Annotated in this window: 9 protein-coding genes; 3 read left to right on the top strand and 6 right to left on the bottom strand. The window is 56.0% G+C overall.

Annotation, left to right across the window (positions count from 1 at the left end; translation table 11 throughout):
- Positions 1-187: 187 nt before the first annotated feature.
- On the top strand, positions 188-928 hold the full coding sequence (locus tag PA598K_RS26425; RefSeq protein WP_128659821.1) for a class I SAM-dependent methyltransferase: 741 nt from the start codon (positions 188-190) through the stop codon (positions 926-928).
- Between the two features lie 280 nt (positions 929-1,208).
- Here PA598K_RS26425 and PA598K_RS26420 read toward each other — a convergent pair whose 3' ends face one another.
- The 3 genes from PA598K_RS26420 to yicI all read right to left on the bottom strand — a co-directional run bounded on the left by PA598K_RS26420 (position 1,209) and on the right by yicI (position 8,857).
- The gene (locus PA598K_RS26420) at positions 1,209-3,185 is read right to left on the bottom strand and encodes a helix-turn-helix domain-containing protein (RefSeq protein ID WP_128659820.1); all 1,977 of its coding nucleotides are present in this window, start codon (positions 3,183-3,185) and stop codon (positions 1,209-1,211) included.
- 287 nt (positions 3,186-3,472) lie between these two features.
- Entirely contained in the window at positions 3,473-6,157 is a 2,685-nt protein-coding gene (locus PA598K_RS26415; protein ID WP_128659819.1) for a DUF5722 domain-containing protein, read from the bottom strand.
- Positions 6,158-6,535: 378 nt separating this feature from the next.
- On the bottom strand, positions 6,536-8,857 hold the full coding sequence (gene yicI, locus PA598K_RS26410) for an alpha-xylosidase (protein ID WP_128659818.1): 2,322 nt from the start codon (positions 8,855-8,857) through the stop codon (positions 6,536-6,538).
- A gap of 109 nt (positions 8,858-8,966) precedes the next feature.
- On the opposite strand from yicI, the gene PA598K_RS26405 reads away from it, so the two are divergent.
- On the top strand, positions 8,967-9,854 hold the full coding sequence (locus PA598K_RS26405) for a helix-turn-helix transcriptional regulator (protein ID WP_128659817.1): 888 nt from the start codon (positions 8,967-8,969) through the stop codon (positions 9,852-9,854).
- 101 nt (positions 9,855-9,955) lie between these two features.
- Here the strand turns inward: PA598K_RS26405 and PA598K_RS26400 are convergent, their stop codons facing one another.
- From PA598K_RS26400 to PA598K_RS26390, 3 genes are all read right to left on the bottom strand, one after another.
- On the bottom strand, positions 9,956-11,395 hold the full coding sequence (locus PA598K_RS26400; protein WP_128659816.1) for an RNA-guided endonuclease InsQ/TnpB family protein: 1,440 nt from the start codon (positions 11,393-11,395) through the stop codon (positions 9,956-9,958).
- Positions 11,396-11,904: 509 nt separating this feature from the next.
- A complete protein-coding gene (locus PA598K_RS26395) occupies positions 11,905-12,882 on the bottom strand; it encodes an aldo/keto reductase (RefSeq protein ID WP_128659815.1) in 978 nt (325 codons plus the stop codon).
- A 116-nt stretch (positions 12,883-12,998) separates the two neighbouring features.
- Complete coding sequence (locus PA598K_RS26390; RefSeq protein ID WP_128659814.1) at positions 12,999-13,868, bottom strand: helix-turn-helix transcriptional regulator; 870 nt, start codon at positions 13,866-13,868, stop codon at positions 12,999-13,001.
- Between the two features lie 236 nt (positions 13,869-14,104).
- Here PA598K_RS26390 and PA598K_RS26385 point away from each other — a divergent pair.
- On the top strand, positions 14,105-15,472 hold a 1,368-nt coding region (locus tag PA598K_RS26385), incomplete at its 3' end, for an alpha-amylase family protein (RefSeq protein WP_128659834.1).

Raw genomic sequence — 15,472 nt, 5'->3', positions numbered from 1 at the left:
GTATTCGTAATAGACGAATGGGAATTTGATGCTACATTTGAATGATATTTCACCAAAGGAGAGTGTTTTATGAAAAGCATCTTCATACTGTCCGTCGGGGAGAACAACATCTTTTAAACCGGGGAAGTTTCATTTGTACGTTGAATCAGTGAGCTTCCGCGGTTTTTACAAAACCGGGAGGTAAACCTTGAAAACAAATAACTGGGAAACATTTTTTGACGCGCACGCTCCACATTATATGAGCAACGGTTATACGAAAAATACAGTCGCCGAAGTGGATTTTTTGCTTACAGAGCTGACATTGCTGCCGGGCAGCGAGATTCTGGACATCGGCTGCGGCACGGGCCGGCATGCCATCGAGCTGGCCAAGCGAGGCTATCGGGTAACAGGCGTAGACATCTCGGCAGGGATGCTCGCCGAAGCAGCCAGACAGGCCGACGAGGCGCAGGTGCACGTAGATTGGGTTCACTCCGATGCGACCGTCTATGTTCCGACGAAACGCTTCGACGCCGTCCTCTGTCTATGCGAAGGCGCGTTTGGGCTAGTCGGCAGGGACGAGGAGCCGATAACCCATGATATGGCGATCCTGGGGGTCATCTCCGATGCCCTCAAGCCATGCGGCAGACTAATCCTGACTACCCTGAACGCGTATGCCAGAGTACGCAGTTTGACTCAGGAAGATGTAGCGGCGGGGCGCTTCGATCCCGTGACGATGATCGAGCATGCGATGACCGAGTGGGAGCTGCCCGAGGGCAAGCAACAAGTCGAGGTGAAGGAGCGACGCTACTTCCCGTTCGAGCTCAAGACGATGATGGCGCAGGTCGGACTGCTGGTGACCGATGTGTGGGGCGGTACGGCAGGCAACTGGCAGCGCGCGAGCATCAACCTCGATGAGATCGAGATTATGCTGATCGCCGTCAAGGACTAACCCGTCCTCGTAATCCAGACGCTGCAAAAAACGAAGGAGCCAGGCGGTCAGTAACCGCTTAGCTCCTTCGTTTTTGGTGTCTACATTTGCCTTACTTGAGGTAGCCACAGTAGTGTTCAATAATTGGGACTAGCCAACCGCCGAATGGCGACGATCGCTCCAAAGAATTGGCGATAGAGCCGGACAACTGCAGGAATAAATGAGCCAGGCCCGGACAACTGTAGTCGCCCGGGCCTTGCTGCCATTTGAACTTGAAGCAGCCGGAGCCCTCCGTGGATGTCTATTCTGCCAATCTCGACTCCAACATGTTCGCGACGTCCCGCACTTGGCCCATGACGGAGATGGGGTCCGAGAAGTAGAAGCGATAACCGTCGATTTCGTATATGCGATTTTTTCGAACGGCCTCAATCGCACTCCAGAACGGATCGGCAGCGTAATCGAAGCTTTCGTTTTTCGTATCGACTGCCATAAAAATATAATCTCCCGCGTATTCTGTCACAAGCTCATTTGAGATTCTTAGCCAGCCGATTTCCGGGTTGATATCGCGGACCACGTTTTCATGCATGTTCAACCCCAATTCCCCATGGAACGCTCGTCCCGTATACGCATTGCCGTAAATCGTATTATCCTTCATGATTCCGCCATCGAATACGGTGACGATTTCATCCTCTTGGATAATTTTGTGCACGCGCGCCTTGGCCTCCGCAAGCTGCTTCTCGAAATCCGCGAGCCAAGCTTCAGCCGTCTCTTCTTTGCCCAGAATAGTTCCCAGCTGCAGGGTTTGCTCCCGAACATCGGCTATATTTTCGATAAATACGGTGGGTGCAATTTGAGAAAAAGCTTCGTATTTGTCCGCGCTCCCGGTGACTATCAGATCCGGATCAAGACTTAATATCACCTCCAGATTATCGGACACATCTACAATGCCGTCTACCATGCCTTCCAGATACGGATTTTCCATAAACACCTTGTTGCTGCCCAGCGGCTTCACATCCAGCGCAAGCAGGTAGCCGAGATAGAAATCGGTCACGACGCGCTCCGGGTTGGCCGGCACTTCGACGTCGCCTTTGGCAGTGGATACGATTCTGGTTGCAGCTTGCGTGTTTTTTTCGGTTCCCGATTCCTTGCCTGGAGACGCTGCGGCCTCTGTCTGAATTGGTGCTGCGTTGCCGGAATTTACTGCTGGCGACTCTGTGCCGGAATTGCCACATGCGCCAATCAGCAATCCGAAGGCAAGCAGCAGGCTTGCGGGCACCATCTTGTTGTGTTTAAACATTTCATTCGAACCCCCATCAGCTAATTGATAATAATAATTGTTATCAGTATAACTTCGCTGTTGGAGCGTATCAATGTGTAATCTTCCTTCCTCGGATGTAACATTCTCCTGCTCATGCTGATTATTCCTTACCCTCTGGCGACGATATGCACTCGGCGAGCAGCCGAATTGTTTTTTGAAAGCTTTACTGAAGTAATACACATCTTGATAACCGACGGAAGAGGCAATCGACCGAAGCGGCAGCATGGTCTCTTCCAGCAGCTTACGCGCTTTTTCCATGCGCAGACGAATCAAGCAATCGATGGGGCCGCGATTCAATATTTGCTTGAATCGATTGGATAGATGGCCCGGACTAAGCTGCATGGCTGCGGCTAACGATTCAAGTGTCAGAGAGTTGGCGTAATGCTCCAGCATATATTCCATTGCCATCGTTACCTGCTGCGCGGGACTTATCGGTTGCATCGGATCCTGCCAGGTATGGTATTGCTCCACGACATGGGATATCCACTGATAGGCAAGTCCCTTTAGCCGCAAACCGGCAGAGGGCTGCTGCTCCAGCCATAATTCATACATTTGTGTCAACAACGCATACAGCATACCCGGATGCGGCGGGGCAAAATGATACGCAGCGACAAACGGATTGCACGTTTTCAGCTTGTCCTTCACGGCTGAAGGCGTATGTTTCGCTAGCTCCGCTTCATAGAGCACAGTACTATATTCAAGTCCGTCCACTCCGGCGTTAAGCTCCACCCAACTGCCCCGAGGCACATGGAAAATGTGCATATGATGGGGCGAGTAGATCCGATTGTTGAGCAGCATCAGCGCACTCCCCCCGCTGATGCAGAAAAATCCGCTTGTAGGGAAAGCGACGCCCACGCCCTGGGCGCCGGGCGGGACCGACATCTTCCCCATATGGGTTATGCGGATATGGGCATGCATCCACAATTGCAGATGTTCATGCTGCTGCAATGTCTTATCCAAGCCTAATCACCTCGCTGTGAAGCCTTCTCTCTTCTATACGAACCAGGGCGTGTCGGACATCCCGTTCAAGGGCATCTCTTGACACCTTTTCGCACCATGAGTATTACAACTACATTTAAACATATTTTGACGAAAAGAAGTAGACCGCTTGCCAAAGGCCGCAATCCACTGTCGTTCTAGCCACGTTCCCTTTCATCCGTGGAGGTAAACCTTGAAAACAAAAGAAAAGGAGCTAGGCGATTAATTGTCGCTTAGCTCCTTTGTTGTTGGCGTCTATGGCCGCTATCTTACGACGAGAAGCCGATCTGGTCGACCTGGTAGCGTCCGTCCCATACCGTGGCAGAGTTTGTACTGAACCAGATTTTGATTTTGTCGATGCTGCCCTTATTGGCCCAACTGCTCAGATCCATCGAATACAAATTCCACTTGTCCGGCGTCATCAACGATTTGGCCTCGATGATGTTGCCGCCGCTATACATACGAACCGTCACATAGTATTCCGTTGCTCCGGGACAACCGCCGTACGAATTGATCGCAAACTGGAACTTTGGCGTACTCGTCACATCGATCGGGGTGGCCCATGTCCGGGCAATCCCCTTCTCGGCTCGCGATCCGCCCTCGCCTGCGCCTGTATCAGGGTTATAGATATTCACCTGCAACGCCTTGCTCCCTGCATAAGGGGTTTGCGGCGCATTCGCAAAGCTCGTAACCGTATCGATCGAACGGCTATACTCCGAGGCAACCCAACCGTCCGTTGACGATTCGAATGTAGAGACGTTCGCGGTCGGCGCTATGGCGGCGACGGATGTGAGCGTACCCGCTGCCGGAGGCGTACGATCCGCAAGAATCGCGGCATTATATCCGGGGACGACCGATGCCCAGTCGGATATGCCGATGATGCTTTTGGCGAATTCCGTCACTGCCGCGGACTCGCTAGTATCGATTTTTTTGAAGACATTATAGATGTACTTTTGGTCCTTAGGCGCATAAGGCACCGGATTGGCGGTATCGCGCGTCCATAAGCCGAGGTTTAGTCCCCCTTCCTGGCCATGATCGACATGGCGATGCAGGATGAAGGAATCGATGCCATCGAGAAATTTGGCCTTGTAGTACGAATAGGCATAGGCCGCAGCCTGCTTCTGTTGATCCGCAAGCGACGTGCTGGGCGAGTGGAAGCCTTGCTCGGACAGTATAATCCGTCGACGCATTCCGTTGTACAAATAATCGGGCGATTGAATATAATTGGTCAGCACCTGCAAGTTTTTGAAGTTGATCCGAGGCGTAGTGGGGCTATTGGTCACGCTCGTATCATGCCAGATCGCCGGATTAAAGAGATTTTCCGGATACGGATGATAAGCAATATGCCAGGGGATATTCCCTTCCGACTTGATCCGACGGTTGAACTCGTCCAAGAGCGCCTGGCCTTTATAATACCGCAGCGCATCTGTCCCGATGGTTGCATTCCAGAAATGGTCCAGCGAGATATAGGTTCTGCCATTGGCATAGTACTTTTTGACAGCCGTCTCCGTGATCCGGAACGCCCGCACGTATTGCTCGACGAAATCCTCCAGCGTCTTGCTGCCCATGTCGTACCAGTCCCGCTGGGAGTTCACTTCATTGCCTACGATGAAATTAACCGCTCGGCCATAAGCCTCATCCGCACGCGTGTAGCGGCTGGCGATAAACTCCATTGCAGCCTTCCAGTACCGAATACCCTCTGCATTGGTCGTGTTGATCGCAGCCACAATGCCCTGCCCCGTGTAATCGGGATGCAGCAGCTTCGCATTAATAGTGCCCGGGCGATTGTACATAATGAGGATAAGCGACACCGTCACATCATCATCCGACAACGTCTTAATATCGCGGTCCATCGTATGGATATAGTCTTGGCTAAAGTAGTAGGTGGTGCCGTCTAGTACAAAAGGAATGGCGCCGGTCGGCCCGTCCAGAAACATCTCATTGAGAGAGACATTTAACGCCGCATGGCTGATCCCCAGCTTCTGGGCATCGTCCACCATCTGGACTTGCAGCCCCTTGATCGAGCTTGAAGCCGGGAATGGGTACGTATGGACAGGATTCGTCTGCTCCATCACATAGGTCGGCGGAGCAACGAGCTTTTTGGTCGCTTGGTCAATGATGACGAACTTGGAGTAGACCTTATCCCTTGCTCCTGCGTAGCGCGGCGTACTTAGGGAGAAAGTTGCGGTACCGCTTGTCGGGTTTACCGTTTGCGTAGCTTGGAAGGTATAGGTCGCGCTTATGTTGTACTGTTCATATGGCTGCAATTCGATGAGCTGGAGCGTTGCGGAGGTCGTAGTTGCGTAGGTTCCCTGGAATGCAATGTTCGACGTGCTGGCGGAAGCAAGATCGACTTGCCCCGGGTAGACCGCCGGATATGCGGAGAAACCGATATTGTCCAATTGATGTTTGCTGATCCAGTTCGATCCATAGGTAGTTGAACGGTAAGCCACATCGATCCGCGTAATCTGGTTCCGATAGCTCCAACCGCTCAAATCGACGCTGATTTGATTCCACTGATCGGCATTAATCGTCTGCGTGGATACCAACGTCTGGGTATTGCTGGAGAATGTAATCCTCAGCTCAAACTGCGTATGCGAGGGGTTAATGCCAAACGTATTAAATGCGCCGTGAAAGTACGGTACGGAAGTCACGTTTAACCCCGTGAAATTTTTATAAATCGACCGCCACGCCGTACCTGGAACGTTATTCGATAACAGCTCTCCCATGCGATTGCCCGCGTAAGGCTTGCCTGGGGCATTGAGACTGCTCTCCGCATGCCCTAGCCCCTGCACATTGCTGCCCCATTGCCAGCCGTCGGTGCCTCCCTCGAAGTCGCCAATATTCGTCTGAAGCACGGCGCCATGCGCAGACGGTACGGAACCCGGCGGCAAGAGCGGCGCGCACAGCACAATCATCAGGGACAGCAACAGCAGACGATAACAAAACTTCATTTGTACACCTCCTATTATTTGAAAGCGATTTCAAAAAAAGAGTACAGTAGAAGACAGAAATGCAGGAAGAGACGACGCGAAGGGCTCCATTTTAGTTAGTATACTTATTAGTCGATATATCCTTTTTATATTATTAAGAATACCACCTCCAAATAAAATATAGCATACTAATTAAACATCAGTAAAGATACATCATATCATAATTTTTCCACCTATCAAGACGCAGAAAGGCAGTGCAGGAAAATTCCCTTGCACTGCCTCTTTTGCTAGGGCGTGCTTGCAAACCCGCTCAGGGGCATCTTAGGCTACCCTCCGAGTATGCATACACGCCCTAGACGGATCGGCCTATGCCCTTTGAAGCCCGACCTGCCCTGTCAATTATAGCTCGATGACGATGCGCGAGACGCCTGCAGCGACGCTTAGCCGCACACCATTCTCGCCTTGCGCCCTCTCGGCTCCTTCCACAGACGACACCTGGTCGATGTTGCGGAGCACGACATGCCATTGTCTCGTTGCGCCCTCGACCTCGATGACGATCTGCGAGCCGCTGCGCGTGGCTTTGGCCGTGAGCTGCAGCTCCGCCTTCACGTCATAGACGAGCTCGGTCGCCGCCGCGCCGTCCGCCAGCTCAAACAGATGGAAGGCGACGCCGTCCGCATAGTCATAGTCCGGACGTTGATTATTCGCACCGACAGCGATCAGACTGCCAGGCCGCACCAGCAGCGGCAGCGTCATGTAGCCATGATGCTCCTGCACCCAACGGCCGCCCTCGACGACATCGCCGGTGATGAAGTTGGTCCAGCGGCCCTCCGGCACATAATACTGAACCTCGCCATCCTCGCTGAAGATCGGCGCGACGAGCAGCCGCTCGCCGAGCATGTACTGGCGGTCCAGCGCATGCGTCGTCGGATCCTCAGGGAACTCCAGCACCATCGCCCGCATCATCGGCACGCCAACCGTCGACGACTCGACCGCGCTGGCGAACAGATGCGGCATCAGACTGCTCTTGAGCTTGGTGAAGCTGCGCAGCACATCGACGGCCTCATCGCCGAACAGCCACGGCACCCGGTAGGAGTTATTGCCATGCAGACGGCTATGCGAGGACAGCATGCCGAAGGCTACCCAGCGCTTGTAGATATCCGGCGGCGCCGTGCTCTCGAAGCCGCTGATGTCGTGGCTCCAGAAGCCAAAGCCGGACAGACCAAGCGACAGGCCGCCGCGCATCGATTCAGCCATCGAGTCGTAGTTGGCCGAGCAATCGCCGCCCCAATGGACGGGGAACTGCTGGCCGCCGGCGGTTGCGGAGCGCGCGAACAACATCGCTTCGTTTTTGCCGAGCTTCTCCTCGAGCACTTCGAACACTGCTTTGTTGTACAACTGGGTATAATAGTTGTGCATCTTCATCGGGTCGGAGCCGTCATGATAGACGACATTGGTCGGGATGCGCTCGCCAAAGTCGGTCTTGAAGCTGTCCACGCCCATGTCGACGAGGCGGCGCAGATGCTCCTTGTACCACTCGGTCGCCTCCGGGTTCGTGAAGTCGACCAGCCCCATCCCGGCCTGCCACAGATCCCACTGCCAGACGTCGCCCTCCGGCGTCTTCACCAGATAGCCCTTGTCCATCCCCTCCTGGAACAGCGGCGACTTCTGCGCGATGTAGGAGTTGATCCAGACGCAGATCTTCAGCCCCCGGTCCTTCAGACGCCGCAGCATCCCCTGCGGGTCAGGGAAGACAGCCGGGTCCCACTCGAAGTCGCACCATTGATACTCGCGCATCCAGAAGCAGTCGAAGTGGAACACATGGAGCGGCAGATCGCGCTCGGCCATACCGTCGATAAAGCTGTTGACTGTCTCCTCATCGTAGTTGGTCGTGAACGAGGTCGTCAGCCAGAGGCCAAACGACCAGGCTGGCGGCAGGCCAGGCTTGCCGGTCAACGCCGTATAGTTGGCCAGCACATCCTTCGGCGTCGCGCCGCCGATGATGTAATATTCCAGTCCTTCGCCGGGCACGCTGAACTGAACCTTGGAGACGACCTCGGAGCCGATCTCGAACGACACCTTCTCCGGGTGGTTGACGAATACGCCGTAGCCTTTGCTGGACAGGTAGAATGGCACGTTTTTGTAAGCCTGCTCGCTGCTCGTGCCGCCGTCCTCGTTCCAGATATCAACCGTCTGGCCGTTCTTGACGAATGGCGTGAAGCGCTCGCCCAGGCCGTAGATGCTCTCGCCGACGCCAAGGCCGAGCTGCTCGCGGAAGTATACTTCCTTGTCCGCCGTCTGGATGTAGCCAGCGCCGCGATGACCAGTGCGGGTGAGCGGCTTGCCCTCGTAGGAGAACTCCGCGCCCCAGTCGCCGGTGCGGCTGACGCGCACGCTCAGCTCGCCGCTCGTGAGGACCGCATGCGTCTCCTCCTGCTCAATCTTCACTTGATGCGAAGCATCATCCGCCAGTTGGAACTCCGGCCCGCGCTTGCGCTTGCCGACATGATGGGCATACTTGACCTTGATGACGTTCGGAATCGGCGAGCTGAACTCGGCATTCAGCAACGCCGCATTCAGCGTATCTCCCTTGCGTGCGACATGCTTGGTCGCCATATGCAGCGACAGCTTGTCTGTGCCGATGATCGCGTCGCGCACCTCGACCGGATGCTGGATGGTAACGCCTTCACGCATTTGCCAGTAACCGTCTGAGAATTTCATATCGTATCCCTCCGTTTCATATAGTACAATTATATTGAACTTCTACTAACGAAAACTTGATTTATTTTGCCCTTTTATATCACTATTTTGACCTATAGGAGATGAGCATATGAATCGGGAGCAGCTCAAGGAGAAACGTCTGCATGGCGATCCGCTCTACCCCGCCGAGCTGTACGATTACGCGCCGCTCGGCAACGATCCGCTCATGGAGCTGCATTGGCATTCCGAGCTGGAGCTGCTCATGGTGACCGCCGGCGCAGCGACGTTCCGCGTCGGCACGCAGAGCTATGATGTCGCGACAGGCGAGCTGCTGTTCATCAACAGCGGCGAGCTGCATGAGGCGACCGAAAGCCGCGCCTGCGCGATCCGCGCCCTCGTCTTCCATCCCGAGCTGCTCCGCAGCGCTGCCGACGACCGCGTGCAGTCGCTCTACCTCGACCCGCTGCTGCAGGGCCAGCGCCGACCGCCTGTCCATCTCTCCGCCTCCCGTCCGGAGCAACGGCCACTGATGTCCCTGCTCCGACAATTGCTGTCGCTGCATGCCGAGCGGCCGATCGCCTACGAGCTGGAGGCCAAAGGGTTGCTGCTGCAGACGCTCGCCCATCTGTACCGACTGGGGGAGCCTGCTGCCGACAGCTCACGCATCGCTGCCGATCAGTACAAGACCGACCGGCTCAAGCAAGCGATCGGCTACATCCAGTCTCACTTCGGCGAGGCTGTGCGACTGCGCGATATGGCCGCCTCGGTGTCGATGAGCGAGGCTTACTTTTGCCGTTTCTTCAAGGACATGACCGGCCGCAATCCGGTCGATTATCTCAATCAGTACCGAATGCAGCATGCCGCTCGCCTCCTGCGCAGCACCGATCGCAAAATAACCGACATCGCAATGGATGTCGGCTTTAATCATCTGAGCTATTTTATCGGTGTCTTCAAGCAGCATTACGCCTGCACGCCGTCCGTGTATCGGCGGACGGCGGGGCAAACAGCCAATGATTGAAGGGAACGTTTGTTTCCTTACTTTTATAATTTGGTAGAGTAATGAATTCTCCCACCACCTACGGAGGCTGATGCTCGGTTGAAGTGGGGGTTTCAGATGTATCAACCTGATGTTCTCAAGATGCTTAACACCTGTGGAGTTGACACGTTGACGGACTGGTTACCGTCCAACCCCTCTATCCCATCAGTGCGTTTCGCACGTACGTTTGGGAATACTTTGCGCAGAATATTGGCAGCTCCGTTCACATCGGCATGAATCATGCCCTGTGGACTTACATACAGTCCCCGATGCCTCCGTTTGCCAGAGAAGGTACAGCTCACCGCTTCATCGAAGCGTGGCAACGGATCGTGATCCAGGAAGCTCGCTTTCGACGTGTAGGCTTCTTCGGCCAGGATGACGGTGATTCCCCGCTCGGCCGCCTTGTACTGAATCATCGCTATGAGCTGGCTGTGCGGGAGGTGACAGAACGTCTGATTGCTTCGCCGCCCCATACCGGAGGCTTGTTTCCAGCCTGTATTAAGACCAATAACGATGGTCCCGATCTGCGCCTCTGCGGCCAGCCTGACAAGTTGATGACTGACTTTGTGAAACCCATCTTTGATCCGCCGATGGCGCCGCAGGTACAAGCGTTCCAAACGTTTGGACGTATGCGGGCCTTCTCGCGGGTCTTTGCCTTGGCGAAGTACACTGGTATAGTGCGCTTTCATCTTGTTGTAGTATTGATTGATTGCTTTGAAGATCCCGCCCTTCACGAGCATCGGCTGCGCGCCGGTTGTCGTGACGAGGGTTGCGAGATTGTTTACACCCAGGTCAATGGCCATCCTTCGTTCAGAAGGAGCTGCGTCCGGCATCGGTTTGGGCATGTCCACCGGAGTAGCGAAGATCAGCTCAACCACAAACTGTCCATGACGAGGGATGACTCGTACCTGCATCAACTTGCCGCGCTTACAGCCCAGCTTACCGATGTTCAGTTGCAGCTTGGTCCGAGGGAGCTTCAGATATTTCTGCTCTTTGATGACGCAGTCCTGATTGGAAAAGATCACTCCCTTCACCTTGCTCCTTGCGTAACCTGGCATCTTCGGATTGCCCGTGTACCGCTCCGGATGTTGGCGGTATGTCTTTAAACTAGCGAAAAAGGAAGTCCAGTTCTGGAACACCACCTTCAGGATGCCTTGGCTACTCTGCGCAGGAAGGGAGCGGTAATCGGGCTGCTCCATCACCTTAAACAAGGCATCCAGGAAGGGATAGGTAAGAAAGGGCTGCTCAGGTGTTGGCAACACAAACGGACGGGAACGATTCTTTGCCCTTCGTCGTGCGTTCATCGCATCCAGATGCGCGGAGAGGATCGCCATCACTTGCTGCTGCAACGGCTGGCACGCCGCAGACGGCCCTTTGGCGGTAAACACTTGCCGGATAAAAAAGTTAGCGGTATTATACAGATTTTTAGCCTGCTGACACGCTTCAAGGAGATAAGGAAACAACCGATGACCAGGCTTGATCCACACTTGATAGGTTCGATAGTCGAGTGTCGCTTCGGACATGAGATCCACCCCCTCTCCTCTTGAATGCGAATATATGTTCTTATTCATTATACCGTATCATAAGGGAGAAAGGAAAGAACATTTTGAGGGTCTAGGTAAGAAGTCACCGATTCACCTCACCACTTGAAAAAGTGGGAGTACTCTTGGCGTGGGTTGATAGAAGGGCTTGCATGGGCGGTCGGCTAACTTCCCTAAGAAGGGAGGTGACGCCAGTGGAGGTTTCTCAAGCAATTGACGCTTATGATCTCATTCGCGACTTTGGTTGTGTTAATCCTGTCATTCCACAAAAAGAAATAGACCGCCCTCGGCAAAGGTAGCGGTCTATTTCTGCACTTAAACCCTTTGAAGCCCACCGCCCTTTCAAGCGGCTATTGCTCGGGAGTCGTGTGAACGCACGACTCCTTTGCTAGTTTACGCGAGTATACCGGAATTATTCCGGTATTATAGTTAAATTATAACACCACGCAGACTGCATTTCAATCCACACACCAGCCCTACACAATGTTTTCTTACCAAGAATAAGCCCGCGGCCCTTCCGCGCCTGGGCCCGGGAAGATCTCGTCGAGGCGGTCCAGCGTCGGCTGGTCGAGCTCGATATCGACGACGCGAAGCGACGACTCGAACTGCTCCAGCGTGCGCGGGCCGATGATCGGCGCGGTCATCGCCGGATGGACCAGCGTCCAGGCGAGCGCTACATTGGCTTCCGATTCGCCGAGTTCCTTACACACCTTCTCGAATTGCTCGAGCTGGCTGCGGTAACGCTTGACGCCGTCGGGGTTGTTGGCGCGCTGAGAGCCCTCGACTGGACGCAACGCGTTGCCGCTCAGCAATCCGCCGTCGAGCGGACTCCAGGCGATGACGCCGATGCCGTGCTCCTCGGCCGCCGGCAGCACCTCCAGCTCCGGCAGGCGGCAGAGCAGACTGTATTTGTGCTGCTCCGATATCAGCCCCTGCATATGACGGGCCTTCGCCTCGTACTGCGCCTTGACGAGGTCGCGAGCGCCAAAGTTGCTGGAGCCTACATAGCCGACCTTGCCCTGGTTGATCGCCACCTGATAGGCGCCCCACAGCTCGTCCCAGCCGACGACGCGGTCGTTATGATGCATCTGGTACAGCTCGATATGGTCCGTCTGCAGCCGCTTCAGCGAGGCGTCGAGATGACGGCGCAGCTTGTAGGCGGACAAGCCGCGCTCGCTGTTGGGGCCATCGGCCGGGTCCTTCATGTCGCCGTAGAACTTGGTCGCCAGCACGACCTTCTCACGTCGTCCGCCGCCCTGGGCGAACCAGCGGCCGATAATCTCCTCCGTCAGACCGGGATTTTCCCGGCCGTACACATTCGCAGTGTCGAAGAAATTAACCCCCGCGTCAACCGCTGCATCCATAATGCGGAACGCTTCCTTCTCATCGGTCTGCACGCCAAAATTCATCGTTCCCAAACAAAGCCGGCTTACCTTCAATCCGCTCTTGCCCAAATACGTGAACTTCATCCTCACTTACCTCCCAGACGATAATTGGTGAAGCGTGTTGTGCGCGGTCCTGATGGGCCGCCTCTCGACTACTTACCCCAGGCTGCGATTCCGCAATCTTCCAATTGCGCTTAGACTCAAGCCCGATTCTGGTACTGACTCCGGTATTGGCCGGGCGGGCAGCCGAGGTGCTTGCGGAACAGCCGGATAAAATAATTGCCGTTGGGCTGCCCTACCTGCTCGCCGATCTCCTGGATCGACAGATCTGTCGTCGCCAGCAGCGTGCGCGCCCGTTCGACCTGCAGCCGATGCAAATACTGCAACGGGCTCATGCCGGTATACTGTCGCAGGCAACGCGAGATATAGTCAAAGTGGTAATGCAGCTCGCTCTCCATATGACGGGAATCGAATGGCTGGGCGAGATGATCGCGCAAATACTGCACCGCACACTCCGACAAGTAATAGGACCGCGAAGAGAGCTGCGCCATGACGAGCCGCTGCAGCCGCTCGAACAGCTCCGCGCCGGCAATCTGCCAGCGCAGCGCATTGCCCAGGCTAAGCGAGCTGCCGAGCCGGACGATCTCATCGAGCAGCGGGGTCAGCAGTCCCGGCTCGATCGTCGCCGTCTTGGGCAGGAACATCGATTGGTCCGAAGGCGCGAGATCGCTGTCCGTGCCCCGAGGCAACGGACTCGACCACGGGATGTCGCTGCCCAGTCGCGCGGCAGCCGGCTGGGGATGGACGAAGTGGACCCAGTACAGCTCCGTTGAGGTCTCCGTATCGCGATGCCCCCAGTGATCCTTGCCCGCCTCCAGCAACAGCAACTGACCGTCACCGATCGTGTAAGGTTGATCCTGCTCGGTCATGTACAGCGCGCCTTGCTTGACATAGATCAGGTCGTAAACGTCGAACCGCCTTCGGAAATGCCGCATTCCCGGCGTCCAGACGCCATGGCCGGCAGTGATGAGCTGGGGCAGCGGCGGGATACGCAGCTCCAGACAATCCATCCTCTCTCCCTCCTCTCCCCGTCTGATGACTTATACAGGCTGTAACGATTCCGTGCCTCTTTGGCCTTTTGAGGGCAGCCGGATATACGCTTCTCTCTTTATTCGCGTTATACGCTTCCATTTCCTGCCTGACTTTAGTCGGAATTGTGCTTAAGCAGGTAGAGATTGTCGCTGTTCGAGGGGACCGATAACGTTTACAGTAGAGCTAATCTTGCACAAGGAAGGGTGGCTCCACCATGCGTTTTCGTCAGGTTCATCTCGACTTCCATACCTCAGAGCATATTCCGGGGATCGGCTCGCGCTTCAGCAAGGAACAGTTCCAGCAGATGCTAAAGATCGGCCATGTCGACTCGATTACCGTCTTCTCCAAATGCCATCATGGATGGGCGTATCATCCGTCCGACGCCAACACGATGCACCCCGAGCTGAACTTCGACCTGCTCGGCCAGATGATCGAAGCGGCGCACGAGATCGATGTCAAGACGCCGGTCTATCTGTCCGCCGGGCTCGACGAGAGGCTTGCGCTCCAGCATCCGGAGTGGCTGATCCGCAACGCCGAGGACCGCACGTCCTGGGCTCAGCACTTCCTCGTCCCGGGCTACCATGAGTTCTGCATGAATACGCCGTACCTCGACATTCTCGTCGCCCAGATCGAAGAGGTCGTGCAGCGCTACGATGCCGACGGCATCTTCCTCGACATCGTCGGCGTGAAGCGCTGCTATTGTCATAGCTGTATAGCGACCGTCCGCGCAGCAGGCGGCGATCCGCTCCGTCCCGAGGATATGCAGCCGCTCTGGGAGCGCACCTACCGGACGTACACCGAACGGACCAACGCCGCCGTCCACCGGCACAAGCCAGGTCTGCCCGTGTTCCATAACAGCGGTCACATCCGGCGCGGCCGCCGCGATCTGGCGCAGATGAATACGCATCTCGAGCTGGAGTCGCTGCCGACCGGCGGCTGGGGCTACGACCACTTCCCGCTCTCGGCCCGCTATGTGCAGCCGCTCGGGATGGAATTCCTCGGCATGACCGGCAAGTTCCATACGAGCTGGGGCGAGTTCGGCGGCTACAAGCATCCGAACGCGCTACGCTACGAGGCCGCGCTCAGTCTGGCCAACGGCGCCCGCTGCTCGGTCGGCGACCAGTTGCATCCCGAAGGGCTGATGGACGAGGCCACATATACGTTGATCGGCGCAGCCTATCGCGAGGTAGAGGCCAAGGAGCAGTGGTGCAGCGATGTCGAGGCGCTCGCCGATGTCGGCATCCTCAGCGTCGAGTCGCTCCAGACGAGCGGACAGATCGAAGAGCGCAACGGCGCGGCCGATACCGGAGCGGCGCGGATGATGCTGGAGGGCAAGCTGCTGTTCAATATGCTCGACCTGGAGTCCGACTTCAGCCGCTACCGCGTCCTCATCCTGCCCGATCAGATCGCTGTCGACGAGCCGCTGCGCCGCAAGCTGGCAAGCTTCGTCGCAGGCGGCGGCAAGCTGCTCGCGAGCGGTCGGTCGGGGCTGCCAACAGCTGCCGCGAGTGGTGGGTCAGGCCTGCTGGAGAATGCCGCCAGCAGCCAGAGGGCTGCTGCGCAATCAGCAGCGGCAGCAGCC

This window comes from Paenibacillus sp. 598K, assembly GCF_003851045.1.
In the GTDB taxonomy this organism is placed as follows: domain Bacteria; phylum Bacillota; class Bacilli; order Paenibacillales; family Paenibacillaceae; genus Paenibacillus_D.
The sequence above is the reverse complement of the archived record's forward strand: the minus strand, read 5'-3'. Positions and strand labels throughout refer to the sequence as shown.

What these genes read in the sequence shown, in the direction of transcription:
- PA598K_RS26415 (WP_128659819.1), bottom strand. Translation starts at nt 6,157, where the DNA reads ATGAAGTTTTGTTATCGTCTGCTGTTGCTGTCCCTGATGATTGTGCTG.
- yicI (WP_128659818.1), bottom strand. Translation starts at nt 8,857, where the DNA reads ATGAAATTCTCAGACGGTTACTGGCAAATGCGTGAAGGCGTTACCATC.
- PA598K_RS26405 (WP_128659817.1), top strand. Translation starts at nt 8,967, where the DNA reads ATGAATCGGGAGCAGCTCAAGGAGAAACGTCTGCATGGCGATCCGCTC.
- PA598K_RS26400 (WP_128659816.1), bottom strand. Translation starts at nt 11,395, where the DNA reads ATGTCCGAAGCGACACTCGACTATCGAACCTATCAAGTGTGGATCAAG.
- PA598K_RS26395 (WP_128659815.1), bottom strand. Translation starts at nt 12,882, where the DNA reads ATGAAGTTCACGTATTTGGGCAAGAGCGGATTGAAGGTAAGCCGGCTT.
- PA598K_RS26390 (WP_128659814.1), bottom strand. Translation starts at nt 13,868, where the DNA reads ATGGATTGTCTGGAGCTGCGTATCCCGCCGCTGCCCCAGCTCATCACT.